General features: G+C 63.9%; 20 protein-coding genes and 1 pseudogene. 8 read left to right on the top strand and 13 right to left on the bottom strand.

The window, feature by feature from the left end:
* Nucleotides 1-31: 31 nt before the first annotated feature.
* From ACJJVH_RS14850 to ACJJVH_RS14865, 4 genes are all read right to left on the bottom strand, one after another.
* Nucleotides 32-3,139, bottom strand: a complete 3,108-nt coding sequence (locus tag ACJJVH_RS14850) for an efflux RND transporter permease subunit (protein WP_412064238.1) — start codon at nucleotides 3,137-3,139, stop codon at nucleotides 32-34.
* On the bottom strand, nucleotides 3,136-6,255 hold the full coding sequence (locus tag ACJJVH_RS14855; protein ID WP_412064239.1) for a multidrug efflux RND transporter permease subunit: 3,120 nt from the start codon (nucleotides 6,253-6,255) through the stop codon (nucleotides 3,136-3,138). Before ACJJVH_RS14855 ends, ACJJVH_RS14850 begins: the two co-directional genes overlap by 4 nt.
* Nucleotides 6,252-7,715 (bottom strand): efflux RND transporter periplasmic adaptor subunit, encoded by a 1,464-nt coding sequence (locus tag ACJJVH_RS14860; RefSeq protein ID WP_412064240.1) that lies wholly within the window; start codon nucleotides 7,713-7,715, stop codon nucleotides 6,252-6,254. The genes ACJJVH_RS14855 and ACJJVH_RS14860 overlap by 4 nt, the downstream gene beginning before the upstream one ends.
* Before the next feature lie 214 nt (nucleotides 7,716-7,929).
* Nucleotides 7,930-9,039 (bottom strand): RHE_PE00001 family protein, encoded by a 1,110-nt coding sequence (locus ACJJVH_RS14865; protein WP_412064241.1) that lies wholly within the window; start codon nucleotides 9,037-9,039, stop codon nucleotides 7,930-7,932.
* Between the two features lie 173 nt (nucleotides 9,040-9,212).
* Here ACJJVH_RS14865 and ACJJVH_RS14870 point away from each other — a divergent pair, with 173 nt between their 5' ends.
* Both ACJJVH_RS14870 and cueR read left to right on the top strand, forming a co-directional pair.
* A complete protein-coding gene (locus ACJJVH_RS14870) occupies nucleotides 9,213-11,723 on the top strand; it encodes a heavy metal translocating P-type ATPase (protein WP_412064242.1) in 2,511 nt (836 codons plus the stop codon).
* A gap of 10 nt (nucleotides 11,724-11,733) precedes the next feature.
* Entirely contained in the window at nucleotides 11,734-12,120 is a 387-nt protein-coding gene (gene cueR / locus ACJJVH_RS14875) for a Cu(I)-responsive transcriptional regulator (RefSeq protein WP_113359069.1), read from the top strand.
* Nucleotides 12,121-12,482: 362 nt separating this feature from the next.
* Here the strand turns inward: cueR and ACJJVH_RS14880 are convergent, their stop codons facing one another.
* Nucleotides 12,483-13,673, bottom strand: a complete 1,191-nt coding sequence (locus ACJJVH_RS14880) for an acetyl-CoA C-acyltransferase (protein WP_112796083.1) — start codon at nucleotides 13,671-13,673, stop codon at nucleotides 12,483-12,485.
* Between the two features lie 172 nt (nucleotides 13,674-13,845).
* Between ACJJVH_RS14880 and ACJJVH_RS14885 the strand changes: the two genes are divergently transcribed.
* A complete protein-coding gene (locus tag ACJJVH_RS14885) occupies nucleotides 13,846-14,073 on the top strand; it encodes a type II toxin-antitoxin system VapB family antitoxin (protein ID WP_412064243.1) in 228 nt (75 codons plus the stop codon).
* The gene (locus tag ACJJVH_RS14890) at nucleotides 14,073-14,468 is read left to right on the top strand and encodes a type II toxin-antitoxin system VapC family toxin (protein ID WP_412064244.1); all 396 of its coding nucleotides are present in this window, start codon (nucleotides 14,073-14,075) and stop codon (nucleotides 14,466-14,468) included. Before ACJJVH_RS14885 ends, ACJJVH_RS14890 begins: the two co-directional genes overlap by 1 nt.
* A 22-nt stretch (nucleotides 14,469-14,490) precedes the next feature.
* Here ACJJVH_RS14890 and ACJJVH_RS14895 read toward each other — a convergent pair whose 3' ends face one another.
* The 7 genes from ACJJVH_RS14895 to hutI form a co-directional block, all read right to left on the bottom strand.
* Complete coding sequence (locus ACJJVH_RS14895) at nucleotides 14,491-14,796, bottom strand: hypothetical protein (protein ID WP_112796079.1); 306 nt, start codon at nucleotides 14,794-14,796, stop codon at nucleotides 14,491-14,493.
* 104 nt (nucleotides 14,797-14,900) lie between these two features.
* The gene (locus tag ACJJVH_RS14900; protein ID WP_412064245.1) at nucleotides 14,901-16,340 is read right to left on the bottom strand and encodes an MFS transporter; all 1,440 of its coding nucleotides are present in this window, start codon (nucleotides 16,338-16,340) and stop codon (nucleotides 14,901-14,903) included.
* Nucleotides 16,341-16,546: 206 nt separating this feature from the next.
* Complete coding sequence (locus ACJJVH_RS14905; RefSeq protein WP_412064246.1) at nucleotides 16,547-17,209, bottom strand: sulfite oxidase-like oxidoreductase; 663 nt, start codon at nucleotides 17,207-17,209, stop codon at nucleotides 16,547-16,549.
* Nucleotides 17,210-17,386: 177 nt separating this feature from the next.
* Nucleotides 17,387-17,956 carry a HutD family protein gene (locus tag ACJJVH_RS14910; protein WP_412064247.1) on the bottom strand — a complete coding sequence of 190 codons (570 nt, stop codon included), beginning with the start codon at nucleotides 17,954-17,956 and terminating at the stop codon, nucleotides 17,387-17,389.
* Between the two features lies 1 nt (nucleotide 17,957).
* Nucleotides 17,958-19,643 carry a urocanate hydratase gene (hutU, locus tag ACJJVH_RS14915; protein ID WP_113384883.1) on the bottom strand — a complete coding sequence of 562 codons (1,686 nt, stop codon included), beginning with the start codon at nucleotides 19,641-19,643 and terminating at the stop codon, nucleotides 17,958-17,960.
* Nucleotide 19,644: 1 nt separating this feature from the next.
* Entirely contained in the window at nucleotides 19,645-21,180 is a 1,536-nt protein-coding gene (gene hutH / locus ACJJVH_RS14920) for a histidine ammonia-lyase (RefSeq protein WP_412064248.1), read from the bottom strand.
* Nucleotides 21,177-22,433: an imidazolonepropionase gene (gene hutI / locus ACJJVH_RS14925; protein WP_412064249.1), complete on the bottom strand. Its 1,257-nt coding sequence runs from the start codon at nucleotides 22,431-22,433 to the stop codon at nucleotides 21,177-21,179. Before hutI ends, hutH begins: the two co-directional genes overlap by 4 nt.
* Before the next feature lie 101 nt (nucleotides 22,434-22,534).
* Here hutI and ACJJVH_RS14930 point away from each other — a divergent pair, with 101 nt between their 5' ends.
* A complete protein-coding gene (locus ACJJVH_RS14930) occupies nucleotides 22,535-23,878 on the top strand; it encodes a formimidoylglutamate deiminase (protein WP_412064250.1) in 1,344 nt (447 codons plus the stop codon).
* 79 nt (nucleotides 23,879-23,957) lie between these two features.
* On the top strand, nucleotides 23,958-24,677 hold the full coding sequence (hutC, locus tag ACJJVH_RS14935; RefSeq protein WP_113359187.1) for a histidine utilization repressor: 720 nt from the start codon (nucleotides 23,958-23,960) through the stop codon (nucleotides 24,675-24,677).
* A 13-nt stretch (nucleotides 24,678-24,690) separates the two neighbouring features.
* Here the strand turns inward: hutC and ACJJVH_RS14940 are convergent, their stop codons facing one another.
* The gene (locus ACJJVH_RS14940) at nucleotides 24,691-24,846 is read right to left on the bottom strand and encodes a hypothetical protein (RefSeq protein WP_412064251.1); all 156 of its coding nucleotides are present in this window, start codon (nucleotides 24,844-24,846) and stop codon (nucleotides 24,691-24,693) included.
* 313 nt (nucleotides 24,847-25,159) lie between these two features.
* On the opposite strand from ACJJVH_RS14940, the gene ACJJVH_RS14945 reads away from it, so the two are divergent.
* Together ACJJVH_RS14945 and ACJJVH_RS14950 are read left to right on the top strand one after the other, a co-directional pair.
* Nucleotides 25,160-25,774, top strand: coding sequence for a hypothetical protein (locus ACJJVH_RS14945; RefSeq protein ID WP_113384885.1), 615 nt, complete (start codon nucleotides 25,160-25,162; stop codon nucleotides 25,772-25,774).
* 124 nt (nucleotides 25,775-25,898) lie between these two features.
* Nucleotides 25,899-26,305, top strand: a pseudogene (locus ACJJVH_RS14950) (type II toxin-antitoxin system VapC family toxin).
* Nucleotides 26,306-26,320: the final 15 nt, after the last annotated feature.

Below are 26,320 nucleotides of genomic sequence, written 5' to 3' on the forward strand. Positions count from 1 at the left end.
CCAAGCCGCGATCGGCGGAGCAGGCTTCCCCTCAGCTCGACGCGGCAGGCACCGGCGCTACCACCGGCGGCTTCGGCGACCATTTCGCATGCAGCTTGGCAAGCATCAGGTAGATGATCGGCGTCGTGTAGAGCGTCAGCACCTGCGACACCACGAGGCCGCCGACGATGGTGATGCCGAGCGGGCGGCGCAGCTCCGCGCCGGGGCCGGTGGCGATGATCAGCGGTATGGCGCCCATCAGCGCGGCCAGCGTCGTCATCAGGATCGGCCGGAAACGCTTGAGGCACGCCTGATAGATGGCTTCCTCCGACGACAGGCCGAGCGTGCGCTCGCCCTGCAGCGCGAAGTCCACCATCATGATGCCGTTCTTCTTGACGATGCCGATCAGCAGGATAATCCCGATGAAGGCGATGATCGTCAGTTCGGTGCCGCTGATGACGAGCGCCAGCAGCGCTCCGAGGCCCGCAGACGGCAGCGTCGAGATGATCGTCAGCGGATGCGCCAGGCTTTCATAGAGGATGCCGAGAACGATGTAGACCGTCAGCAATGCCGCCAGCAGCAGCAGCGGCTGACTGCCGGACGATTGGGTGATGCTCGCCGCATCGCCGGCGAAATCCGCGTGCAGCGTATCGGGCAGATGCATTTCCAGCACCGCCTGCTGGATGGCGTCGTTTGCCGCCTGCAACGGCGTATTGAGCGCAAGATTGTAGGAAATGGTGACGGACGGATATTGGCCCTGGTGATTGACCACCAGCGGCGCCAGCGTTCGATCGATCGATGCGACGGCACTCAGCGGAACCTGCGTGCCGCCGGAACCCGGGACATACAGCTTGGAAATATCGCCGGGATCGAGAGCGTAGGTCGGGTCCGCCTCCAGAACGACGCGGTACTGGTTGCGCTGCGTATAGATCGTCGAGATCTGCCGCTGGGCGAAGGCGTTGTTCAGGGCCGCATCGATGGATTGAATGCTGACGCCGAGCTGCGAGGCCATGCTGCGGTCGATATTGACGGTCGCCTGCAGGCCGTTCGGCTGCCTGTCGGTTGCGACGTCGGTCAGTTCGTGCAGGGCCTGCAGCCGCTGCAGCACCTTGGGAGCCCATTCCACCAGCTCGTCGTAATTCGCGCTCCAGACCGTGAACTGATATTGCGATTGCGACTGGCGCGCGCCGGCACGGATATCGCCGGGCGAAAACAGGAAGGTGCTGAGGCCCGGAATGGCCATCAAGCGCTTGCGAAGCCGGTCTATGACCTCGGCCGTCGGCGCGCGCTCGGACGCTGGTTTTAGCGAAATATAGAGCTGGCCGCGATTGACCGAGCTGGAGAAGCCCCCGCCGCCGACGGAGGAGCCGAGACCGGAAACCGCCGGGTCCTGCGAAGCGATATCCGCTGCCTGCTGCTGCAGCTTGACCATGGCCGGATAGGAAATATCGGTCGCCGCCTGCGTGCCGCCCTGGATGAAGCCGGTATCGTCCTGCGGAATGAAGCCCTTCGGCACCTTGACGTAAAGATAGCCGGACATGACCACGCAGGCGATGATCACGAGCACGGAGAGCACCCGGTGGTGCAGCACGGCTTTCAGCGTGCGGCCGTAAAAGCCGGTGATCGCGCCCAAGGTGCCCTCCACAAGGCGGCCGAACGGACCGGGCCGGGCGTCGATATCATGCGGGCGCAGGCGATGGCCGCAGATCATTGGCGTCAGCGTCAGCGACACCAGCGTCGAAACGATGATGGTGAAGCCGAGCGTCAGCGAAAAGGTCTGGAAAAAGCGGCCGACGATGCCGCCCATGAAGAATAACGGTATGAAGGCCGCAAGCAGCGACAGGCTGATCGAAATGACAGTGAAACCGATCTGCTTCGCCCCTTCGAGCGCCGCCCGCATCGGCTTCATGCCGGTTTCCAGATTGGCATAGATGTTTTCGATCATGACGATGGCATCGTCGACGACGAAGCCGACGGATACGGCCAGCGCCATGAGCGAGAGATTGTCGATCGACAATCCGAACAGCCACATCGCGGCGAAGGTTCCGGCGAGCGACAGCGGCACGGTGACGCCGGCGGCAAAAGTCGGCGTGGCGCGCCGCAGGAAGACGAAGACCACGGCCATGACCAGGCAGATAGTCGCAAGCAGCGTCCATTGCATGTCGTTGACGCTGGCATGGATCGTGGTGGTCCGGTCGGAGAGGATGGAAACCTTGACGCCTGCGGGAATGAGCCGCTGCAGCTCCGGGATCAGCTGCTTGACGCCGTCGACGGTGGCGATGACGTTCGCATCCGCCTGCTTGGTGACGTTCAGCAGTACGGCCGGCTTGCCGTCGTACCAGGCGTCGGAACGGCTGTTGCGCACACCCGCTTCGACGGTGGCGATGTCGGCGAGGCGAACGGCCGTGCCGTCGCCGCTCTGCACGATGATCTTTCCGTAGTCCTCCGGGGTCCGCAGCTGCCCGTTCATGGCAATCGAGAAGGCGCCGCCGGACCCGTCGATGGAGCCGAACGGACCGAGCACGTTGGCGTTGACGATCGCCGTGCGCACGGCATCGAGCGAGAGGCCCATCGCCGAAAGCCGGTCGGGATCGAGCCTGACGCGCACGGCCGGCTGGTCGGCGCCGCTGACGGTGACGCCGCCGACGCCGTCCACCTGCGAAATCCGCTGCACGACCACCGTGTCGGCCGCGTCGTAGATGGCGCTTGCGGGAACATTGTCCGACGTCAGCGCCAGGATCAGCACGGGCGCTGCCGCCGGATTGATCTTGCGGAAGGACGGCAGGGTGGGCAGATCGCCCGGCAGGTCGGTCGCGGCCGCGTTCAGCGCCGCCTGCACATCCTGCGCGGCGCCGTCGACGCTGCGCGAGAGGTCGAACTGCACAATGATGGTGCTCGACCCGAGCGAGCTGACCGACGTCAATTGCGTGATGCCGGCGATGGTGCCGAGATGGCGTTCGAGCGGGGCCGCCACGCTTGCCGCCATGCTGGCGGGATCGGCGCCCGGACGGCTGGAAGAGACGACGATCGTCGGCAGGTCCACGGTCGGCAGGCTTGCGACCGGCAGAAAGCGATAGGCAACGATGCCGAGGATCATCAGCCCGATCGCCAGAAGCGTCGTCCCGACCGGGCGTTTGACGAACGGCTCGGAGATGTTCATGTCCCGCCACCCGCCAGTTCGTTCATTTCGGCGCTCGGCGTGCCGCTGGTGCGGCCGACGACCCTGGCACGCAGGCGTTCGAAGGCGAGATAGATCACGGGCGTGGTGTAGAGCGTCAGCAGCTGCGAAAGCACGAGGCCGCCGATGATGGTGATGCCGAGCGGAATGCGCAGCTCCGCGCCCGTGCCCTGCGCGAGCGCCAGAGGCAAGGCGCCGAACAGAGCCGCCAGCGTCGTCATCATGATCGGCCGGAAGCGCAGGATCGAAGCCTTGAGAATGGCTTCGCGCGGCTCGAGACCTTCCTTGCGCTCCGCTTCCAGCGCGAAGTCGATCATCATGATCGCGTTCTTCTTGACGATGCCCATCAGCAGCACGATGCCGATCAGGGCGATGATCGAGAGGTCCTGCCCGAACAGCATCAGCGCCAGCAGCGCGCCGACGCCGGCCGAAGGCAGGGTCGAAAGGATGGTCACGGGATGAACGGCGCTCTCGTAGAGCAGGCCGAGCACGATATAGATGGTGACGACCGCCGCCAGGATCAGCCAGGGCTCGCCCGCCAGCGACGAGGCGAACTCCTCGGCGTCGCCGGAATATTTGCGCTGGATGTTGTCGGGCATGCCGATGTCCTGCTCGGCGGCCTTGATTTCGCTTACGGCGTCGCTGAGCGACGCGCCCTTGGCGAGATCGAAGCTGAGCGTCACGGCAGGGAACTGCTCGTCATGGCTGATGACCAGCGGCGCGGTCGTGAAATTTGCCGTCGTGAAGGCGTTGAGCGGCACCTGCGTATCGCTGGCGCCGGCCACGTAGAGCTTGTCCAGCGACTTCGGGTCCGACTGATATTGCGGCGCCGCCTCCAGGATGACGCGATACTGGTTGGCCTGACCGTAAATCGTCGCGATCTGGCGCTGGCCGAAGGCATCGTTCAGCGTGTCGCTGACGGCCTGCATCGACACACCGAGCCGCGAGGCGGTTTCGCGATCGACATTCACGAAGATGCGCCCGCCGCCCATTTCGACCTCGGAGGACACATCCATGAGCTTCGGGCTCTGCTGTAGCCGCTGCACCAGCTTCGCGGCCCAATCGACCACCGTTGCCGTATCCGTCCCGGTCAAGGTGTATTGATAGGGAGCACGGCTTGCCCGAGTGCTGATCGAGATGTCGCGCACGCTCTGGAAGGTGACGTGAATGCCCGGCAGGCCGGTGACTTCATCGCGCATCCGGTCGATGATCTGATCGGCGGAAGCGTTGCGCTCGCTCCGCGGTTTCAGCACGAGGCTGAGATTGCCGGTGTTCAGCGTCAGATTGCTGGCGCTGGTGCCGATGACGGAAACCACGCCGCTGACATCGGGGTCCTTGCGCAGCCGGTCGGCGACGGTCGCCTGCACCTGTTTCATCGTTTCGAAGGAGGTCATCGGCTCGGCTTCTACGACAGCGGTAATCAGGCCGGTATCCTGGGCCGGCAGGAAACCTTTGGGGATGACGACATAGAGCGCGATGGTCGCGGCAAGCGTGACGACGGTAATCACGAGCATCAGTCCGCTGCGATCCACCGCCCAGACGAGGCTGCGCCGATAGCCTTCGATCAGCCTCTCCGTCAGCCGGTCGGCCCCCGACAGGAAACCGCCTTGCCGATCCTTCGGCTTGCGCAGGATGCGCGCGCACATCATCGGTGTGAGCGTCAGCGAAACAACCGCCGACACGACGACGGCGATGGTGAGCGTCAGCGCGAACTCCCGGAACATCCGCCCGACGATCCCGGTCATGAACAGCAGCGGAATGAACACCGCTACCAGCGAGACCGTCAGCGAAATGATCGTGAACCCGATCTCGCCGGCGCCCTTCAGCGCCGCCTGCATGGGATTTTCGCCCTCCTCGATATGGCGGGCGATGTTTTCGATCATCACGATGGCATCGTCGACGACGAAACCGGTGCCGATCGTCAGGGCCATGAGCGAGAGGTTGTCCAGGCTGAAGCCGGCGAACCACATGACGCCGAAGGTCGCGATCAGCGACAGCGGCAGCGCGACGCCCGCAATGAAGGTCGCCGTCATCGTGCGCAGGAACAGCAGAACGACGAGGATGACGAGGCCGATACTGATGACCAGCGTCCATTGCACGTCATGGATCGAGGCGCGGATGGTTTCGGTGCGGTCGTTGACGATATCGAGCGATACGCCGGCCGGCATGGCCTGCTTCAGCCTCGGGATCTGCTTCAGGACATTTTCGACCGTCTGGATGACGTTCGCGCCCGGCTGGCGCATGATGTCGAGAATGACCGCGGGCTGGCCCTGATACCAGGCGCCGACACGATTGTTCTCCAATCCCTCGACGACATCGGCCACGTCCTTCAATTGCACCGGGGCGTTGTTGCGATAGGCGACGATGACGGATTTATAGATGTTCCGGTCGACTATCTGGTCGTTCGCCGCAAGCGTGAAGCTCTGCTGGGTGCCGTCGAGCGCTCCCTTGGCGCCGGCGACGCTGGCGTTGGTGATGGCCGTGCGGATATCTTCCAGGGCAAGGCCATAGGAAGCAAGGCGCGGCAGGTCCACCTGAATGCGGATGGCGGGCTTGACCCCGCCCTGGATGTTGACGTCGCCGACGCCGGAGACCTCGCTCAGGCGTTGCGCCATCATCGTATCGGCGAAATCGCTGAGTTCGCGGATCGAATAGCTGTCGGAGCGCAGAGCGAGCGTCACGATCGGCGTATCGGCCGGGTTCACCTTCGAATAGGTCGGCGGATAGGGAAGCGTGCGCGGCAAGGTCGAGCCGGCCGCATTGATCGCCGCCTGCACGTCCTGCGCGGCGCCGTCTATATCGCGGCCGAGATCGAACTGAAGGGTGATCTGGCTGATGCCGAAGGCGCTCGATGATGTCATGGAGGCGAGCGACGGAATCTGGCCGAGTGGCCGCTCCAGCGGCGCCGTCACGAGAGCCGCCATCGTATCCGGGTCGGCGCCGGGAAGCTGCGTCGTCACCTGGATCGTCGGAAAATCCACCTGCGGCAGCGGCGCGACCGGCAGGAAAAGAAAACCGAGAATGCCGCCCAACAGGACCGCGACCCCGAGAAGCGAGGTTGCGATGGGGCGGCCGATGAAGAGCGACGAAACGTTCATTGTTGCTGCGTCGGCGCTGCGGAAGAATTGCCGGATGCGGAGCCGCCGCTCGTATCTGCTCCCTGTTCGGTGCCCGCGGCATGCTGGCCGCGATGGCCGCCGTTTCCATTCTGGCCATTATGCCGGCGATGCGGACGCTCGGCCGCGTTGGCGCTGCCAGAACCGCCATTCTGCGGGTCGTTTTCCGCAACCGGCTGACCTTGATCGTCCGTTGCCGGCGCACCCGGCGAGGCCTGATCGGGATTGGTCGAGATCTGCACCTTCGATCCATCCTGAAGCCGCGCGAAGCCCGTCGTCACCACCTTGTCGCCCGGCGATATGCCTTCGGCGATGACGGCAAGCGTATCGTCCTGCTGGCGCACCTTCACCGGTTTCATCGCAACCGTCTGGCCCTGGTTGATGACATAGACGAACGTGCCGTTCGGCCCGCGCTGCACGGCGGCGCTCGGAATGACCGTGACGCCCTTCAGCGTCTCCACCAGCAGGCGGGCATTGACGAAGGCGCCGGGCCACAACGCCAGCTTCTCGTTCGGAAAATTCGCCTTCAGCTTGACCGTGCCGGTGGTCGGATCGACCTGATTGTCGACCACGCCCAGCGTGCCGTTGTCGATCACCGTCTGACCATCGCTGGCCATTGCCTGGACGGAAAGCGTTCCGGCGGCGCTGGCCGCATTGACGCGGGCAAGCTGCTGCTGCGGAATGGAGAACAGGACGGAAATCGGCTGGATTTGCGACAGCGTGACGATGCCGGTCGCATCCGACGAGCTGACGAGGTTGCCGACGTCGACGTTTCGGATGCCGGTGCGCCCGTCGATCGGCGCCTTGATCGTCGTGTAGTCGAGGGTCGCCTGCGCGCTTTCGATGGCCGCCACATCGACCTGGATCTGCGCCGTATATTGCGCGACGAGGGACATCTGCGTGTCGACCTGCTGCTGCGTGCCGGACGCGCTCTTCACCATGAGCTGAAAGCGGGCGAGGTCACGCTGGGCGCCGGCAAGGAGGGCTTCGTCCTGCGCCTTCTTGGCGACGGCCTGGTCACGCTGCGCCTTGTAGACGCCATCGTCGATGCGGGCGATGACATCGCCCTTCTTGATGTCCTGGCCTTCCTCGAAATCGATCTCGACGATCTTGCCGCTGATCTGCGCGCGCACCGTAACGGTATTGAGCGCCTTCACCAACCCCACGCCATCGATATAGACAGGCACGTCGGCCGTCGCGACATCGGCCGCCAGCACCGGGATCGGGCCGCTGAACTGCGACATGCTGCGCCGCCTTCCGCCGCCACCTTGGCCCTGGCCGCCACGGCGCTCGCCTTGCGCCTGCTCGGCAGGCGCTGCGGCGTTCTGATAGCCGAGCAGCCTCTCCGCCGGCCCAAGCCAGCGATCGCGGGTCGCATAGGCGCCGTATCCCACCGCGCCGATCACCGCCAACCACACTACGACCCGAAACGTCCGAGCCATCCACACACCTTCCTTCAAAGCCTTCGGCGATCCGTGACCCACCGATATCTATTGCGCGACTTTAGCTTGCATCGCATCGCTTAGGAATTTGGTATGGCCATTAAATTTTGTCCATTTTAGCGCCACTTAGCGTAACAAACCGTTACATTGGACGAAAAATCAGGGTTGCAGGTGCAACGCTGGATAGATCCACCGCAGCCGGTCGTTGCAGGGCTTAAAGAACGCCCCAGCCGCGGTAGCGCCCACGGCCGGTCATCTCGCGCAGGCCGAGCTCGGTTACAAGGTTGAGCGCTCCCCGGGAGGTGACGCCGACATGGCGCGCGATCATCTTTGCCGAAACGATCGGCCGCGACAGCACGATGTCGATGACCTCCGGCAGGCTGCTGTTCGACCGCCGGTCCTTGAGCCGCGATTCCATCTGCAGCCTGGCGAGAGACAGGCGATCCAGCTCCTTCAAGCCCGAATCGGCCGACAGCGCCATGGCCTCCAGAAAGGCCAGGAGACGCGTGGTGCGATCCGGCGCGCGCCGCCGGTCGTGCCGGACGGCTTTCAAGCCGACATTCAGGCAGAAGAGATGCGAGGTGATCTTGCCGCGGCTGCGCAGATAGGCGCTGACCAGCAGGCCGCCGAGCCAGTGCTGGCGCCGCAGCGGCTCGATCCGCTCCCAGGCATCGAAAAGCACCGCGGCGCCCAGAACCGGCGGCAGCAGGTCCGCCTCGCGTATGAAAGACCGCCAGCTTTCCAGCCGCTCGTCCTCGTCCCAATCCTCGTCGCGGATAAGCGCAAGAGGGTCGTCCGCATCGGTTGTCGCCGGGCGGGGCTCAGGAACGCCACCGTTGAGGATCTTATCGGATCGGGCGAGGATGGCGTCGATCTCGGCGAAATCGACACCGAAATCCTCTTCATCCTCCTCCGGCTCGTCGGCTTCCATGGTCGGGGCAGACGCCGAGCGCGGCGCAATCGCGTCTTCTGCCTCTCCCACGTCGCCGCGCAGGACGGCAAGGCCGGCCGCCTCCAGCCCCCAGGAAGGATCGGCGGTCCAAAGACGGCGCCGGGTCCGCAGCACGGTATGGGCGATGGTCAGCTCATGCGTCGGCGTGCGCGTATCCATGCGGGCATCGTGCAGAACCAGATCCTCCACATGCACCAGTTCGCCGCCGATCCAGAGCGCCCCGGCAGCATCGAAAAAATGGCCACGCTCGCGAAAACCATCCGCCACCGCATGCCGAAGCACACGCTCGTCCAGCCGCGCCAGCATGTCTTCCGCCTTGACGACAGCAGGCAGAAGCGTGGCAAGCGGAAGAGTGGTCAGATCATATCGCATTGGAATCACGTCATTGCATCGGTCTTACGGAACTTATCACCGCCGTTCGCGGTGAGATAGGAAGGCGACCCTGTCAACTGTGGACGGCAATCACTATTTTCCCCTTGACCTTCCAGTAACGGGAAGGTTCATAAAGCAATCCGGCGCCTCATCCGGGGCAAGGGAGTTTGGATATGGCATTGGACGACGAGCAAAATCACAGCCATCACGGCCACGATCACCACCATCACCATCACGATGCCCATTCGCAGGATGCGGTGATCCGCGATCCCGTCTGCGGCATGACCGTGGATCCGAATGCCGGCAAGCCGTCGCTGGACTATCAGGGTCGCACTTTCCATTTCTGCTGCAATGGCTGCCGCACGAAGTTCGAAGCAGCCCCGGAAACCTACCTCACCGCCAGGGACCCCGTTTGCGGCATGTCCGTCGATCGCGCCACGGCGCGCCATTTCCTGAAGCACGAGGGCGAGAAGTTCTATTTCTGCTCGGCCGGCTGCAAGGGCAAGTTCGAGGCGGATCCGGCCGCCTATCTCGACGGCAACCGGCCGGCATCGAAGCCCATGCCCAAAGGCACGCTCTATACCTGCCCGATGCATCCCGAGGTCGTCAGCGACCATCCCGGCGATTGCCCGAAATGCGGCATGGCGCTGGAACCGATGGGCGTTCCGGCCGCCGACGAAGGCCCCAATCCGGAGCTGATCGACTTCACGCGCCGGCTCTGGATCAGCGCGGCCTTGTCGCTGCCGCTGCTTGTCATCAGCATGGGTCCGATGATCGGCCTGCCCGTGCGCGGCTGGATCGGCGAACCCTTCGCCACATGGATCGAGCTCGTGCTGGCGACGCCGGTCGTACTCTGGGCGGCTCTGCCCTTCTTCCGCCGCGCCTGGAATTCGCTCGTCAACCGCAGCCCCAACATGTGGACGCTGATCGGCCTCGGCGTCGGCACCGCCTATCTCTACAGCCTCGTCGCCACGCTGGCCCCCGGCCTGTTTCCCATGAGTTTTCGCGGCCACGGCGAAAGCGTGCCGGTCTATTTCGAAGCCGCTTCGGTCATCATTGCGCTGGTCTTCGTCGGTCAGGTGCTGGAGTTGAAAGCGCGCGAGCGCACCGGCTCGGCCATTCGCGCGCTTCTCGATCTCGCGCCGAAGACGGCACGGCGGATCGGCGCCGATGGCGGCGAAAGCGATGTGCCGGTCGAGGAAATCCAGACGGGCGACCGGCTGCGGGTGCGCCCCGGCGAGCGCGTGCCGGTAGACGGCTCCGTCATCGAAGGGCAATCCACCATCGACGAATCGATGATCACAGGCGAGCCACTGCCGGTCGAAAAGGGCAAGGGCGATGCCCTGACCGGCGGCACGATCAACAGGAACGGCATGCTGATCATGCAGGCCGAAAAGGTCGGCGCCGACACGACGCTCTCGCGCATCGTCGAACTCGTCGCCAAGGCGCAGCGCTCGCGCGCGCCGATCCAGACGATGGTCGACCACGTTTCCGCCGTTTTCGTGCCCGCCGTGGTCGCAGCCGCGATGATCGCTTTCGCCGTATGGGCCTTTGTCGGGCCGGAGCCGCGGCTGGCGCATGCGCTGCTTGCCGCCGTCGCGGTGCTGATCATCGCCTGCCCCTGCGCGCTCGGGCTGGCAACGCCGATGTCCATCATGATCGCCACGGGCCGTGGCGCGCAGGAAGGCGTGCTGGTGCGCGACGCCGAGGCGCTGGAACGCTTCGCAAAGGTCGATACGCTGATCGTCGACAAGACCGGCACGCTGACCGAGGGCAAGCCGAACCTGACCGACATCGTCACGGTGCCGGGCATCGAGGAAACCCGCCTTCTGTCGCTCGCAGCCAGCCTGGAACGCGGCTCGGAGCATCCGCTCGCCGAAGCGATCGTTGCGGGCGCCGAGGAACGCGGCGCAGGTTTCATCGACGTTTCGGGCTTCTCGGCCGTCACAGGCAAGGGCGTCGAAGGCCGAGCCGGCGAAACCGCGATCGCGCTCGGCAACGCCGCGATGATGGCCGACCTCGGCGTTGCAACCGATGCCTTGAAGACGGAGGCCGAGCGCCTGCGTGGTGAAGGCAAGACGGTGATGTTCGTCGCCGTCGACAGAAAGCTCGCCGGCCTCGTCGCCGTCGCAGACCGGATCAAGCCGACCACCGCAGCCGCGATCAAGGCGCTGCATGAGAGCGGGCTGAAGATCGTCATGGCGACCGGCGACAATGGCAAGACCGCCGCCGCCGTCGCAAAGCAGCTCGGCATCGACGAGGTGCGCGCCGACATGCTGCCGGAAGGCAAGAAGGCGCTGATCGACGAGCTGCGGGCCAAGGGACACGTCGTCGCCATGGCCGGCGACGGCGTCAACGACGCGCCGGCGCTTGCCGCAGCCGACATCGGCATCGCCATGGGCACGGGCGCCGATGTCGCTATGGAAAGCGCCGGCATTACGCTGGTGAAGGGCGATCTCAACGGCATCGTGCGCGCGCGCCGCCTGTCGGAGGCGACGATCCGCAACATCAAGCAGAACCTCGCCTTCGCCTTCGGCTACAATGCGCTCGGCGTGCCGCTGGCAGCCGGCATCCTCTACCCGGTCTTCGGCCTGCTCCTGTCGCCGATGATCGCGGCAGCGGCGATGAGCCTGTCCTCGGTGTCGGTCATCGGCAACGCATTGAGGCTGCGGCTGGCGAAATAGGAGAGCAGAGATGAACATCGGCGAAGCATCCGGCCGTTCCGGCCTTCCGGCGAAGACGATCCGCTACTACGAGGATATCGGGCTGATCCGGCCGGACCGCAGCAATAACGGCTACCGCGACTATGGCGCCGACGACGTGCACAAGCTGCGCTTCCTTCATCGCTCGCGCAGCCTCGGCTTCTCGGTGGAGGAGTGCCGGCAATTATTGGCGCTCTATGAAGACAAGAGCCGCGCCAGCGCCGACGTCAAGGACATCGCCAGCGCGAAACTCATCGAAATCGACCGCAAGATCCGCGAACTGACGGAACTGCGCCACACGCTGGAACATCTGGTTCACGCCTGCCACGGCAACGAGCGGCCGGATTGCCCGATCTTGGAGGAGCTTTCGGAAGGGTGAGAATGGGCGGCGGCTTGGATGGCTGCATGAAAAATATCCCTCCCCGTTCGCAGCAGGGCTGCCGCATAAGGCCCCGGTCGATGCGGCATATACCTTCTCCCCTCGGGGAGAAGGTGGCCCGAAGGGTCGGATGAGGGGGTTGATTGCCTCAGACCATCGGCTTAGTGCCCTTGGCGCCCCCCCCCGCATCCGCCTGCGGCACCTTCTCCCCGAGGGGAGAAGGGGGTACGCGACAATAGCCTACGATATTTCCCGCAAGCTCACCTCTGGCACGGTCGTCGCTTCTCCCCCAAAAGGGGGGAAGGCTAGGATGCGGGTCAGTTTCGCCAGCGCCGATGAGGCAAGCGCGCCTGAAAAGGCATCTATCCAACCCGCTCCACCGCAATCGCCGTCGCCTCGCCGCCGCCGATGCAGAGTGCCGCGACACCGCGCCTCGCCCCCTGACGCTCCAGCGCATGAAGCAGCGTTACGATCAGCCGTGCGCCGGTGGCGCCGATGGGGTGGCCGAGCGCACAGGCGCCGCCGTTGACGTTGAGGCGGTCGCGCGCAATGCCAAGTTCCTTGGCCGCAGCCATGGCGACGACGGCGAAGGCTTCATTGATCTCGAACAGATCGACATCGCCGATCTTCCATCCCGTCTTGTCGAGCACCTTGCGGATCGCCGGGATCGGCGCGGTGGTGTACCAGGCCGGCTCTTGGCTGTGCGTGGCATGCGCCTTGATCTCGGCGAGGATGGGCAAGCCCTCGCGCTCGGCCACGGAGCGGCGCGTCAGGACGAGGGCAGCGGCGCCATCGGCATTGGCCGAAGCGCTGGCGGCCGTGATCGTGCCGTCCTTGCGGAAGGCGGGTTTCAGCGTCGGGATCTTCTCCGGCGAGACCTTCTGCGGATGTTCGTCCTTCGATATTATGACGGGGCCGCCCTTCGCCGTTACCGAAACCGGAGTAATCTCAGCCTCGAAAGCACCCGTCTCGAGCGCGTTGCGGGCGCGAGACAGGGTCTCGACCGCGTAGGCATCCTGATCGTCGCGGCTGAATTGATAGGCCTCGACCGCCATCTCGCCGAAATCGCCCATGGAGCGGCCCTTCTCATAGGCGTCTTCCAGCCCGTCGAGCATCATATGGTCGAAGATACGGTCGTGGCCCATGCGATAGCCACCGCGTGCCTTGGCGAGCAGATAAGGCGCATTCGACATGGATTCCATGCCGCCCGCAACCGCAATCGAGGCCGATCCGGCGAGAATAAGGTCATGCGCCAGCATGGTCGCCTTCATGCCCGAGCCGCAAACCTTGTTGATCGTCGTGGCGCCGACGGCATCCGGCAGGCCGGCCCCGCGCGCAGCCTGACGGGCCGGTGCCTGCCCCTGCCCCGCAGGCAAAACGCAGCCGAACAGAACCTCGTCCACCCTCTCTGCCGAAAGGCCGGCACGCTCAAGCGCGGCCCGGATGACATGCGCGCCGAGTTCAGGCGCCTGCAATGACGCAAGCTCTCCCTGGAAGCGGCCCAGCGGCGTGCGGGTGGCGGAAACGATAACGATGGGATCGATGGCCGGCATGACATCTCCTCGCGGTCAGCAAACGGTATCCTCTGCCCCATTGCTATCACGTTAGATGATGTTCGTCATTTAAATATCGCTGTAAACTGCGAAGCCCGTGCCGATGCCGGAAGCGATTGCCCACGCGGCGGATACGTCCTAAGGATATCCATGAAAACGAGAAGGATATTCCATGCCGCTTTATATCAAGGATGACGCCATCGATCGGCTGGCCCGGCGCTATCAGGCCCTGACGAAAGCTTCCACCAAGACCGAGGCGGTCCGGCTCGCCTTGCAGAAGGCGCTGGATGAAGAGCTGACCAAACCGGCCCTTGCCGATATCGCTGTCGCCTTCTGCCGCAACCTCAGACAGAAGGCCAGCGCCAAGGGTGAAGGCGCCGGCAGGACGGGAGATGCTTAATGTTCATCGATGTTTCGGTGCTGTCGGCAATGATGACCGACGAGGAGGAGGCCCGGGTCTTCGCGATCCGTATGCAGCCGGCAACGGCACGAATGACCTCGCCACTGGCCGCCGCGCATGCCGCAATCCAGGTGTCCGCCGTTTTGGGACTATCGCCGACCGAGGCCAGCGAAGCGGTGCGCACGTTTCTGCAGCTCATGAACATCCAGCTGCTCGCCGTGCCGCCGCGTGCCGCCATTTTGGCAACCGAAGCTTACGAACGCTACGGCCAGGGCGACCATTCGGCGCGCCTCAGCCTTGACGACTGCATGACGTATGCCTGCGCCCGCTATTATCGCCAGCCGCTGCTATCGAAAAGCGACCGGTTCAATCGGACGGACATCGAACTGGCTTGAGCTATCCGATGCAACCTCGCCGTTATGGGCAAAGCGAGGCCGAGCCAGCGGAAAACGTGTTCGAGCGCGCGCCGACAGAATTGGGGGCGGCGGCGCATTGCAGCCGGGAAATCGAGTCGCCGGCGCGGATCGGGCCCGTTACCGAGGGATCGGTATTGATCGTGCCGTCGGGAAGGATTGCGTCCTTCGAATGGTCGACATTGCCTACATCGGCCTGGAACGCCTCGACATCGACGCGCTTGGGATGATGCTTGTGCACCGGTTCCGCCATGGCAGCGCTGGACATGCCGACGACGAGAGCGGAAATGGCGAGGGTTTTGAGCAGCATGGGACTGCCTCCTATGGGAGTTGACGCAAGATTCATATGGGAACTGGCAAGCCGGTTTTACAGCGGCTTGCGTCTCAATATCGTTAAGAATTTGAGGGTTTTGATCAGGTCTTCACTTTATGGCGGGATACCTCTGCGCCTGCATCGTGCGGCAGGCTGATGAAACGCAATGCGGAGATGGCACCGATAAGGCCAACGACGAGGAAAGCCCAGTGAAAATCGACAAGCGAGAGCGTTTCCCCACCATGAATCGTGCGTGAAAGATTGAGAACGGCGGCCGCGACGGCGACGCCGAGCAGCAGCGACACCTGTTGCAGCATGCTCGACAATGTCGAGGCGGAACTGCGCTGTGCGGCATGGATATCGGCAAAGCCGAGCGTGTTCAGCGCCGTGAAGTTCATCGACCGCGAAAGGCCGGCAATGAATAGCAGGCAATATATCAGCAGATCCGGCGTCGAAGGCGACAGGAAAGCGCAGCCGCCGATGCTGGCCGACGAGATCAGGCCGTTGACGACGAGCACGTTGCGGAAGCCGAAGATCTTCAGCATCTGCGTCGTGATCGCCTTCATGCCGAGATTGCCGGCAAAATAGAACAGCAGATAGGTGCCGGCGTCGATCGCCGTGCGGCCGAAGCCCACCTGGAACAGCAACGGGATCAGGAAGGGCGTGGCATTGATCGCGACCCGGCTCGCAGTACCGGCCGAAAGCGTCGACATGGCGAAGGTCTGCACCTTGAAGGCGGAAAGATCGAGCAAAGGCGCATCGACCCTCATGAAATGCCGCGTGGCGATGACGGAAAAAACCACGCCCGCCGCAATGAGCCCGATGCTGGGCGCCAGCCCCGTCGTCCCCTGAACCACGAATTCGAGGCCGGCAAGCAGGAAGGTCAGCCCCGCCGCCGATTGGAGAAAGCCGATGAAATCGAGCCGCGCGACCTTTTCCTCCCGCTGGTCCGGCACGAAGCGCAGCACCAACCCCAGGCCGGCGATGCCGATCGGGATATTGATCAGAAAATTCCAGTGCCAGGTGAGATAGGTGGTGATGAAGCTGCCGAGCACCGGTCCGATGACCGGGGCCGTCAGCGCCGGCCAGGTGATCATCGACATGGCATGCACCAGATCGGATTTGCGCGCGTTCTTCAGCACGATGATGCGGCCGACAGGCGTCATCAGCGCGCTGCCGACGCCCTGGACGGCGCGGGCGATGATGAATTCGGTCAGATTGCCCGAGAAGCCGCAAAACAGCGAAGCCACGGTGAAGATAGTGATGGACGCCAGAAACACCCGTCGTGCGCCGAAGCGATCGCCCGCCCAGCCGGCCAGCGGCACGAAGGCGGCCATGGTGAGCAGATACACCGTGATGCCGATGCTCATCGACACCGGCTCGACGCCGAACGTCGTCGCCATCTGCGGCAGCGACGTGGTGACGATGGTGCCGTCCAGGATCTGCATGAAGAAGGAGACGGCGACGACGAGAGCGATGATGCGGGACTGCCGGCCGAAACTTTCTTCGGAAGGCTGATCTGTGGTCCGGGCAACGGTCATGACATCAAATTTCGGAGAATGGCGTTCAAAGGGAGCCGGACGGTTCCGGCAACAATCATACGATCATTGAATACGCCCATGTCGATTGCTTGCAAAGCCGCAACCTGTGCCGGCGCCATCAAAAATCGGCGCGACGCTATAAGAAATTGCGATCCTTGCCGCGTTTTCGTCGGCTACGCCGCCCGGCCTCCCCCATCATCGCGGCATCAATCGTTCGAATAGCGCTGCTCCCGCCAGGGGTCGCCATGCATATGATAGCCGTTCTTTTCCCAAAAGCCGGCCCTGTCGGCGCCGATGAGCTCGATGCGGCTCAGCCATTTGGCGCTCTTCCAGAAATAGAGATGCGGCACGACGAGCCGCATCGGGCCGCCATGTTCGCCGGTCAGCGGCTGCCCCTCCCAGGCGGTCGCCAGGATCGCATCCTCGGCCGCGAAGTCCGAAAGCGACAGGTTGGTGGTGTAGCCGTCATAGCTCGTCAGCAGCACATGACGCGCCTCGGGCGTCGGCATGGCGAGATCGAGCAGATCGCGCGTCGAAACGCCTTCCCAGCGATTGTCGTAGCGCGACCAGGTCGTCACGCAATGAATATCGCTGATCCCGGTACTTTGCTCGATCGCCTGGAAAGCCGCCCAATCCAGGCTGAGCCGCTTTTCCACGAAACCGAAGACATCGAGCCGCCAGCTCGACAAGGATACTTGCGGCTGCACGCCGAGATCGAGCACCGGCCAGTTCTTCACGAGATGCTGCCCTGGCGGCAGCCGCTCGGTTTCCGGCCGGCTGATGCGCCCCGTCAGAAACCTGCCCTCCGCCGCCCAGCGGCGCTTGGAGGCGGTGAGCTTGCTATCGGCGGGGATCGGATCGTCGCTCATGGGAACTTCCTCTGAAACCGCTTCCAATGGAGCGGCACGGAGGCTCGGGTGTCAAGCCATTCAACCGAACTCGAAGAAGTTCGGATTGAGGCCGACCGGTTCGGTCGGCGCCACTCCGACACCCACGGGATGGCGATGGCGTTCCATCGCGCGCATCGCTTCGGTCACTATCCGCGCCTAGCGGAGACGGATGGCCTGAATGTCTATCTGAAACAGTTCCGCCTTTCCGGAGACGCTTACGTCTTGTCCACCCGCGCTCACAAGCAGGCAATCCAATGCGGACAGCGAAAGATTGGCGACTTCGGCATGGCCATGATGGCAAAGGAGAAGGATTATGCCGCCGCGAGGAGCGAGCTTGGCGGCTCCATCGACCGAAACACGCTGCACCGAATGCTTGAAGCGTCCCCGCCGCGTCATGACGTTGAGATCGGTGATCGTCCCGTCGATCAAAGTGGCCGATGTCGGGGCATCGGCCGCAAAGGGAAGCGGCGCGCTTGCCTGTGTCAGGCGCTCGGGCGCGCGGCCTTCGATGAAGAGGGTCATGCCCTCTCCTTCCAGAATGGATAGTGTGCGATCGATGCCCGGAAAGACCGAGAACGGCCCGTCCGAGGCAACGGTCGCCATGCTGACGCGCCAGTCGAATTCGGCAAGCCCGGCGCCATCGGGCGAAACGGCGATTTCCACCGTTTCCCCGCCGCCGTTTTTCCAGGGCATGCGCTTGTGGTCACCGGCGCGTAGCAGCTTCATCTCAGTTCCCCAGGATAGCCGGCAGGCGCAGGCCCTGCTGCTTGGCCCAGTCAAGCGCGATGTCGTAGCCGGCATCGGCATGGCGCATGACGCCGGTTGCCGGGTCGTTCCACAGAACGCGCTCCAGGCGCTTGGCCGCATCATCCGTGCCGTCGGCGCAGATGACCATGCCGGAATGCTGCGAGAAGCCCATGCCGACGCCGCCGCCGTGATGCAGCGATACCCAGGTCGCGCCCGAGGCGGTGTTGAGCAGCGCGTTCAAGAGCGGCCAGTCGGAAACGGCATCCGAGCCGTCCTTCATCGCTTCGGTTTCGCGGTTCGGCGAAGCGACCGAGCCGGAGTCGAGATGGTCACGGCCGATGACGACGGGCGCCTTTAGCTCGCCGTTCCTGACCATTTCGTTGAAGGCGAGGCCCAGGCGGTGACGATCGCCGAGACCGACCCAGCAAATGCGCGCCGGCAGGCCCTGGAAGGCGATGCGCTCGCGCGCCATGTCGAGCCAGTTGTGCAGGTGGGTGTTGCCGGGGGTGAGTTCCTTCACCTTGGCGTCGGTCTTGTAGATATCTTCCGGATCGCCGGAGAGAGCAGCCCAACGGAAGGGACCGATGCCGCGGCAGAACAGCGGGCGGATATAGGCCGGAACGAAGCCGGGGAAGGCGAAGGCATTTTCAAAGCCTTCGTCCTTGGCGACCTGGCGAATGTTGTTGCCGTAGTCGAGCGTCGGAACGCCGGCGTTCCAGAAGTCGACCATGGCTTCCACATGCACCTTCATCGAAGCGCGGGCGGCAGCTTCGACGGCCTTCGGATCGCTCTCGCGCTTGGCCCTGTGTTCGGCAACGGTCCAGCCGGCCGGCAGATAGCCGTTCAGCGGGTCGTGTGCCGAGGTCTGGTCGGTGACGATATCCGGGCGCGGACCGCCGGCCTTCATGCGCTTCACCAGCTCGGGGAAGACTTCAGCGGCATTGCCGAGCAGGCCGACGGACTTGGCTTCGCCGGCCTTCGTCCACTTGTCGATCAGGGCAAGCGCTTCGTCGAGCGTCTTTGCCTTCTCGTCGACATAGCGGGTACGCAGGCGGAAATCGATGCGGGTTTCGTCGGATTCGACGGCAAGGCAGCAGGCGCCGGCCATGACCGCCGCCAGCGGCTGCGCGCCGCCCATGCCGCCGAGGCCGCCGGTCAGGATCCACTTGCCCTTGAGGTTGCCGTCATAGTGCTGGCGACCGGCTTCGACGAAGGTTTCGTAGGTGCCCTGCACGATGCCCTGCGTGCCGATATAAATCCACGAGCCGGCCGTCATCTGGCCGTACATGGCAAGGCCCTTTTTATCCAACTCGTTGAAGTGATCCCAGGTGGCCCAGTGCGGCACGAGGTTGGAGTTGGCGATGAGGACGCGCGGCGCATCCTTGTGCGTGCGGAATACGGCGACCGGCTTGCCGGATTGCACCAGCAGCGTCTCGTCTTCGTTGAGCGTCTTCAGCGTCGCGGCGATACGGTCGAAATCGTCCCAGGTGCGGGCGGCGCGGCCGATGCCGCCGTAAACGACCAGCTCGTTCGGGTTTTCGGCGACGTCCGGGTCGAGGTTGTTCATCAGCATGCGCAGCGGCGCTTCGGTCAACCAGCTCTTGGCGTTGAGCTCCGGACCGCGGGGAGCGCGGATTTCGCGGATATTATGGCGTGGGTTGGTCATGTCACATCTCCAAAGAGGGCAGGATGTCAGTTGAAATCGAGGCGTTCAGTGCGCCGGAAGCGATGAGGTCTCCGGCGGCTTTCAGGTCATTTGCCATGTAGCGGTCTTCGTCCAGCGAAGGCACGGCGGCGCGGATCGCCGCTATGGCAAGCGTCAGTTCCGGGCTCGTCGTCAGCGGCGCGCGCAGTTCGACGCCCTGGGCCGCCGTCAGCGCTTCGATGCCGATGATGTTGAAGAGGTTTTCGGTCATCCCGAGCAGGCGCCGCGCACCGTGGCAGGCCATGGAGACGTGATCCTCCTGGTTTGCGGAGGTCGGCGTGGAGTCGACGGAAGCCGGATGCGACATCTGCTTGTTTTCGGACATCAGCGCCGCCGAGGTCACTTCGGCGATCATCAGGCCGGAATTCAGGCCCGGCTTCTTGGCGAGGAAGGCCGGCAGGCCGTAGCTGAGCGCGGGATCGACGAGCAGCGCGATGCGGCGCTGGGCGATCGCGCCGATTTCGCAAACGGCAATGGCGATCTGGTCGGCCGCGAAGGCGACCGGCTCGGCATGGAAATTGCCGCCGGAGACGACGGAATTGTCCGAAAGCACCAGCGGATTGTCGGTCACGGCATTGGCTTCGATCTCAAGCGTGCGGCCGACGGAGCGCAGAAGATCAAGGCAGGCGCCATCCACCTGCGGCTGGCAGCGGATGCAATAGGGGTCCTGCACGCGCTCGTCGCCCTCGATATGGCTCTGACGGATCACGGAACCGGCCAGCAGGCCGCGCAGGGCGGCGGCGGTATCGATCTGGCCCTTATGGCCGCGCAGCGTGTGAATGTCGGGGTGGAACGGTGCCGAAGAGCCCATGGCCGCATCCGTCGACATGGCGCCGGTAATGAGGGCGGCCTGGGCGGCGCGATGGGCGCGGAAAAGACCGGCCAGCGCAAGCCCGGTCGAAACCTGCGTGCCGTTGATCAGCGCCAGGCCTTCCTTGGCGGCAAGCACGACCGGCTTGAGACCGGCCTTGTCGAGCGCCGCCGCGCCGGAGAGCCGCTCGCCGGCATAAAAGGCTTCGCCATGACCCATCATGACGGCGGTCATGTGCGCCAGCGGCGCCAGATCGCCGGATGCGCCGACAGAACCCTTTTCCGGAATGACCGGCACGACGCCCTTTTCGAGCATGCCTTCGATCAGCCGCACCAGTTCCAGCCGCACGCCGGAGGCGCCACGGCCGAGCGAAACCAGCTTCAGCGACATGATCAGGCGGACGACATTCTCAGACAGCGGCTGGCCGACGCCGCAGCAGTGCGACAGGATGAGATTGCGTTGCAGCGTGGCGACGTCGGCGGCGTCGATCTTGATGGATGCGAGTTTACCGAAGCCGGTGTTGATGCCGTAGACCGGCGCATTTCCGGCTGCGATTTCGGCGATGCGGGCGGCCGCCTTGGCAATGCCGGCATCGAAGGAAGCATCGAGCCGGGCCGGCTCGCCGGTCCAGTAGATCGCCGCCAGTTGCTGCAGCGAAACGGAGCCTGGATGGAGAACGATGGTCATCGGTTGAACCTTTTTCCCTTGAAGACATGGGCATGGAGAGGGTTGAAGCCGATGCGGTAGACAAGCTCCGCAAGGCTTTCGGCATCCCAGATGGCAAAATCGGCCGATTTCCCGGCTTCGAGCGTGCCGGTTTCGGACAGCAGACCGAGGGCGCGCGCACCTTCGCGCGTTGCACCCGCGATGCACTCTTCCACGGTCAGGCCGAAGAGCGTCGCCGCCATGTTCATGGTCAGCAGCATCGAGGTCAGCGGCGACGTGCCCGGATTGCAATCGGTCGCAACCGCGATCGGCACGCCGGCTTGACGCAGCGCCGCGACCGGCGGCTTCTGCTTCTCATGAATGGCATAGAAGGCACCCGGCAGCAGGACGGCAACCGTGCCGGATGCGGCCATTGCCTTGACGCCGTCCTCGTCCAGATATTCGAGATGATCGGCGGAGAGCGCGCCATAGGAAGCCGCAAGTTTTGCGCCGCCGAGATTGGAGAGCTGCTCGGCATGCAGCTTCACCGGAATGCCGAGCGACCTGGCGCAATCGAAGACGCGGGCGATTTCCGTCGTCGAGAAGGCAATCCCCTCGCAGAAGCCGTCGACGGCATTGACCAGCCCTTCGGCATGCGCCTGCTTCAGGCCGGGCAGCACGACATCGTCGATATAGTCGCCATTGCGGCCCTTGTAGTCGGCCGGCGTGGCATGCGCGCCGAGATAGGAAGTGACGACGCGAACGGGGCGGATCTCGGCCAGCTTGCGCGCTGCCCGCAGCATCTTGAGTTCGGATTCGATGCTGAGACCGTAACCCGATTTCACTTCGATGGTGGTGACGCCTTCGGAAAGCAGCGTATCGAGGCGCGGCAGCGCAACGGCGACGAGCTCATCCACCGACAGCGCGCGCGTCGCATTCACGGAGGAGACGATGCCGCCGCCGGCGCGTGCGATATCTTCATAACTCGCGCCTTCCAGCCGCATTTCGAATTCGCGGGCGCGATTGCCGCCATAGACGATATGCGTGTGGCAATCCACGAGGCCGGGCGTAACCCAGCGTCCTTCGAGATCGATCGTCTCGGCACCGGAGGTATCGGGCAGATCGGCTTCGTTGCCGGCAAAGACGATACGGCCGCCCCGGGTCAGGATCGCACCCTTCTCGATCGTGCCGAGCCGGGCCTCGCCCTCTTTCAGGGTTGCGAGACGCGCATTGCGCCATACGCGGCTTGTCGCTTCGCTTTCCATGCTATCCTCAGAAAAATTGTTCCCATGCATCAGCTTTACGCCTTTCCTCTCTCGCTCATAATGTATATACATATTCGAAAGGCTGACAAGAGGGATTTTGGACTCTGCGTCCGAAAGAAAAGGGTGAGACCATGACGACACTTCATGCACGCACGGCATTGCTTGGCGACGGATGGCACGAAAATGTGCGATTGACCCTGGAAGGCGGCCGCATCGCAGCCATTGCGACAGGTGTCGCGCCCGAAGGCGGCGACGATAGGCAGAATGTTCTCGTACCCGCCGTGCCGAACCTGCACAGCCACGCGTTCCAGCGCGCCATGGCCGGCCTCGCCGAAGTGCGCGGCCCGGCGAACGACAGCTTCTGGAGCTGGCGCACGGTCATGTACAAGTTCGCCCTGTCGATGACCCCCGATCACGTCGAGGCCGTCGCCGCGCAGCTTTATATGGAGATGCTGGAGGCCGGCTTCTCCCGCGTCGGCGAATTCCACTACCTGCACCACGACAAGGACGGCGGCCACTATGCCAACATTGCCGAACTGGCCGAGCGCATCGGCGCCGCCAGCGCCGAGACCGGCATTGCGCTGACGCTGCTGCCGGTCTTCTACGCCCATTCCGGCTTCGGCGGCGCTGCTCCCATCGATGGCCAGCGGCGCTTCATCAACTCGATCGAGAGCTTCGAAGCGCTGATGGCCGGCTGCCGCACGGTGACGGGCCGCCTGCCGGGCGCCGAGCTCGGCATCGCGCCGCACAGCCTGCGCGCCGTTACGCCGGAGGAACTGGCAAAACTGGTGCCCATCGCCGGAGACGGTCCGATCCACATCCACGTCGCCGAGCAGGTAAAGGAAGTGGAGGACTGCATCGCATGGTCCGGCGCCCGGCCGGTGCAATGGCTGCTCGACCATGCCCCGGTCGATAGCCACTGGTGCCTGATCCACGCCACGCACATGACCGAGGATGAAACCCGGCGCATGGCGAAGAGCGGTGCCATTGCCGGCCTCTGCCCGATCACCGAAGCCAATCTCGGCGACGGCGTCTTTAGCGCTCCGCTCTTTCTGGAGGAAGGCGGTCGCTACGGCGTCGGCTCCGATTCCAACATCCTGATCTCGGTGCCGGAAGAGCTGCGGCAGCTGGAATATTCGCAGCGTCTGGCACTGCGCGCCCGCAATGTCATCGCCGCCCCCGGCGGCTCGACGGCGCGCATGCTGCTCGACGGCGCTTTGGCGGGTGGCGGCATCGCCCTGAAAGCGCAAGCGGGGCTTGCGGTCGGCAACCATGCCGACATCGTTTCCCTCGACATCGGCGCAGTGCCCCATCTTTCCGGCGATCGTATTCTCGATCACTGGACCTTTGCCGGCGGCGTGAGGGTCGATGGTGTGTGGACCTTGGGCCAAAAGCGGGTCGAGGGCGGCCGTCACCGGAAGAGAGAAGCAATCTCCGCGCGATTCCGCAAGGCGATGGCTGAACTCATCGGTTAAAAAGCGCTTTCCCTCCCATCGATAGAACCCTAAATAACTTGCGGGAAATCCCATGTCTCTTACAGAACAGATGGGCGGTATGACCACGAGCAAAGATGCGACCCTGCATCAGCGCATCCTCAGCGATATCGAGGGCCAGATCGTCTCCGGCGCCTGGCCGCCGGGGCATCGCATTCCATTCGAAATGGATCTGGCGGCACAATACGACTGCTCGCGCATGACGGTGAACAAGGCCTTGACCCAGCTTGCCCGCGCCGGCCTGATCGAACGGCGAAAGCGTTCGGGCAGTTTCGTCACGCATCCGCAGGCGCAATCGGCCGTGCTGGAGATCCACGACATCAAGTCGGAAGTCCTGTCGCTCAACCTGCCCTATTCGCACAAGCTGATAAAGCTTGCGGAACGGCGCGGACGGCCCGAAGACGCACACAGGCTACAGTTCGTCGGCTCGGTTTCGGTGATCGAGATCATCTGCATTCATTATGCCGGCCCGCGCCCCTTTTGCCTCGAAAACCGCGTCATCAACCTGGATGCCGTGCCCGAGGCGGCAAAAGCCGATTTCGAAACATTGCCGCCCGGCCCCTGGCTGATCGACCAGGTGCCGTGGAGCACCGCCGAGCACCAGATTCGCGCCGTCGCCGCCGAAGGCGACGCCGCCGCGAACCTCGACGTTCACAAGGGCACGCCCTGTCTCATGGTCGAGCGGCGCACCTGGAGCTCAGCCGGCCCGATCACCCATGTCCGTCTCACCTATCCGGGAGATCGCCACAGCCTGGTCGCACGCTTTACACCATCGAGCTGAAACGCGGCCGTCGCTACGGCCGCTGCTGCGCAGGCTCGGTCTGCATCGGAATAAGGCTATCCGATTGGCGCAGAGGTTGGGTTGGATCGACCAGCAGGATACTGAGCGCAATCAGCACCAGTATCAGAATCAACAGGATTCCGATCAGCAGCGGACGAATCGCGGCCATTTCGTTCTCCAATCTCCCCAGCCCAGCGCAAATGCGCCATAGGGAATTCGAGATAACCGGCCCAGTCTACCGGCAAACGTTAAGCAATGCTTGACGTTGCGGGAAATATCCGGCTTTCCCCCGAATTTTCCGGCCCTGCCCGCCTCTCCTGCCGTCTCACGCTTGTTTGAATGGCGAATGACGGAAGCGGCGCATAGGATCGCTCTGCGGATGGCCCCGGGGGTACTCCATGACCGGCCATCCACCGGTTCCAACCCTCGCATCGAAACGACCGGCGCATCGCTCGGCCGCCACCTTAAGGGAGACACTGCCCATGCATCGCAAACGTCTGATCGCGGGTACGCTGACGCTCGTCGTCGCAATGCTCGCCGCCTCGCAGGGCACTTATGCCGCCGAGCGCGTCAAGGTACGCGGCACCGTGGAAAGCCTCGACGGCGATACGCTCAAAGTCAAGTCCCGAGACGGCAAGGACGTCACGGTCGCGCTGAAATCCGGCTGGAACGTCGGCGGCGTCGTCCAGGCCGCCGTCACCGACATCAAACCCGGCGATTTCGTCGGCATAGCCTCGCAGCCGACCGACAGCGGCATCAATGGCGCCATCGAAGTCGTCATCTTCCCGGCTTCGATGAAGGGAACGGGCGAAGGCGACCGCCCGTGGGATTCCGCGCCGAATAGCTCGATGACCAACGCCACGGTCGCCAACGCCGTGACCTCGGTCAACGGCCCGACCCTGACGCTCACCTACAAGGGTGGCCAACGCAAGATCAACATTCCGAAGGGCACGCCCGTCGTAACGCTGACATCGGCGACGAAAGCCGACCTGAAGCCCGGCGCCGGCGTCTTCATCACCGGAGAGCGAAACGCCGATTCCACCGTTTCCGCCGACCGCGTCGCCGTCGGCCTCAACGGCACCATGCCGCCGATGTAGCATCGTCGCGTGGCGGCATGGTGCCGTTGCCTAGAACTCGCCCGCCAAAAGTAATACCTCTGCCTTGGAGATCATTACCGAGGCACGCGATGAGCACGACCGTTACAGCAAAGGGGCAGGTGACGTGATTTTCGTCGATTCCAACGTCCTGCCGGATATCATCACGAACGACCCGGTCAGGTACGATTGGTCGATCGCACAGCTCGATGCCGCAAGTCTTCTCGGCCCCTTGTGCATAAATGACGTCGTCTATGCCGAAATATCCGTGCGTTACGACAGGATCGAAGATCTCGACGAGATGCTTGCCGAAACCGGTTACGCATCGAGCCGGCGCCGAGGGAGGCACTTTTCCTCGCCGCCAGGGTTTTCGCTCAATATAGAAAATCGGGCGGAACACGCGGCGGTGTCCTGCCCGATTTCCTCATTGGCGCTCACGCGGCCGTCAGGGGCCTGCCTCTTCTGACGCGCGATACCAAGCGTTTCCGAACCTATTTCAAGTCCGTCACGCTCATCAGCCCGCAGGAAAGCTGAGGCGGGGCGGAATAG

Origin of the sequence: Rhizobium sp. SYY.PMSO, assembly GCF_046840415.1 — a bacterium.
In the GTDB taxonomy this organism is placed as follows: domain Bacteria; phylum Pseudomonadota; class Alphaproteobacteria; order Rhizobiales; family Rhizobiaceae; genus Rhizobium.

Coding starts and splice junctions, on each gene's coding strand:
- ACJJVH_RS14930 (WP_412064250.1), top strand. CDS start 22,535: ATGACGACACTTCATGCACGCACGGCATTGCTTGGCGACGGATGGCAC.
- hutC (WP_113359187.1), top strand. CDS start 23,958: ATGACCACGAGCAAAGATGCGACCCTGCATCAGCGCATCCTCAGCGAT.
- ACJJVH_RS14910 (WP_412064247.1), bottom strand. CDS start 17,956: ATGAAGCTGCTACGCGCCGGTGACCACAAGCGCATGCCCTGGAAAAAC.
- ACJJVH_RS14855 (WP_412064239.1), bottom strand. CDS start 6,255: ATGAACGTTTCGTCGCTCTTCATCGGCCGCCCCATCGCAACCTCGCTT.
- ACJJVH_RS14900 (WP_412064245.1), bottom strand. CDS start 16,340: ATGACCGTTGCCCGGACCACAGATCAGCCTTCCGAAGAAAGTTTCGGC.
- ACJJVH_RS14860 (WP_412064240.1), bottom strand. CDS start 7,715: ATGGCTCGGACGTTTCGGGTCGTAGTGTGGTTGGCGGTGATCGGCGCG.
- ACJJVH_RS14890 (WP_412064244.1), top strand. CDS start 14,073: ATGTTCATCGATGTTTCGGTGCTGTCGGCAATGATGACCGACGAGGAG.
- ACJJVH_RS14880 (WP_112796083.1), bottom strand. CDS start 13,673: ATGCCGGCCATCGATCCCATCGTTATCGTTTCCGCCACCCGCACGCCG.
- ACJJVH_RS14885 (WP_412064243.1), top strand. CDS start 13,846: ATGCCGCTTTATATCAAGGATGACGCCATCGATCGGCTGGCCCGGCGC.
- cueR (WP_113359069.1), top strand. CDS start 11,734: ATGAACATCGGCGAAGCATCCGGCCGTTCCGGCCTTCCGGCGAAGACG.
- ACJJVH_RS14865 (WP_412064241.1), bottom strand. CDS start 9,039: ATGCGATATGATCTGACCACTCTTCCGCTTGCCACGCTTCTGCCTGCT.
- ACJJVH_RS14850 (WP_412064238.1), bottom strand. CDS start 3,139: ATGAACATCTCCGAGCCGTTCGTCAAACGCCCGGTCGGGACGACGCTT.
- ACJJVH_RS14905 (WP_412064246.1), bottom strand. CDS start 17,209: ATGAGCGACGATCCGATCCCCGCCGATAGCAAGCTCACCGCCTCCAAG.
- ACJJVH_RS14870 (WP_412064242.1), top strand. CDS start 9,213: ATGGCATTGGACGACGAGCAAAATCACAGCCATCACGGCCACGATCAC.
- hutU (WP_113384883.1), bottom strand. CDS start 19,643: ATGACCAACCCACGCCATAATATCCGCGAAATCCGCGCTCCCCGCGGT.
- hutH (WP_412064248.1), bottom strand. CDS start 21,180: ATGACCATCGTTCTCCATCCAGGCTCCGTTTCGCTGCAGCAACTGGCG.
- ACJJVH_RS14940 (WP_412064251.1), bottom strand. CDS start 24,846: ATGGCCGCGATTCGTCCGCTGCTGATCGGAATCCTGTTGATTCTGATA.
- hutI (WP_412064249.1), bottom strand. CDS start 22,433: ATGCATGGGAACAATTTTTCTGAGGATAGCATGGAAAGCGAAGCGACA.
- ACJJVH_RS14895 (WP_112796079.1), bottom strand. CDS start 14,796: ATGCTGCTCAAAACCCTCGCCATTTCCGCTCTCGTCGTCGGCATGTCC.
- ACJJVH_RS14945 (WP_113384885.1), top strand. CDS start 25,160: ATGCATCGCAAACGTCTGATCGCGGGTACGCTGACGCTCGTCGTCGCA.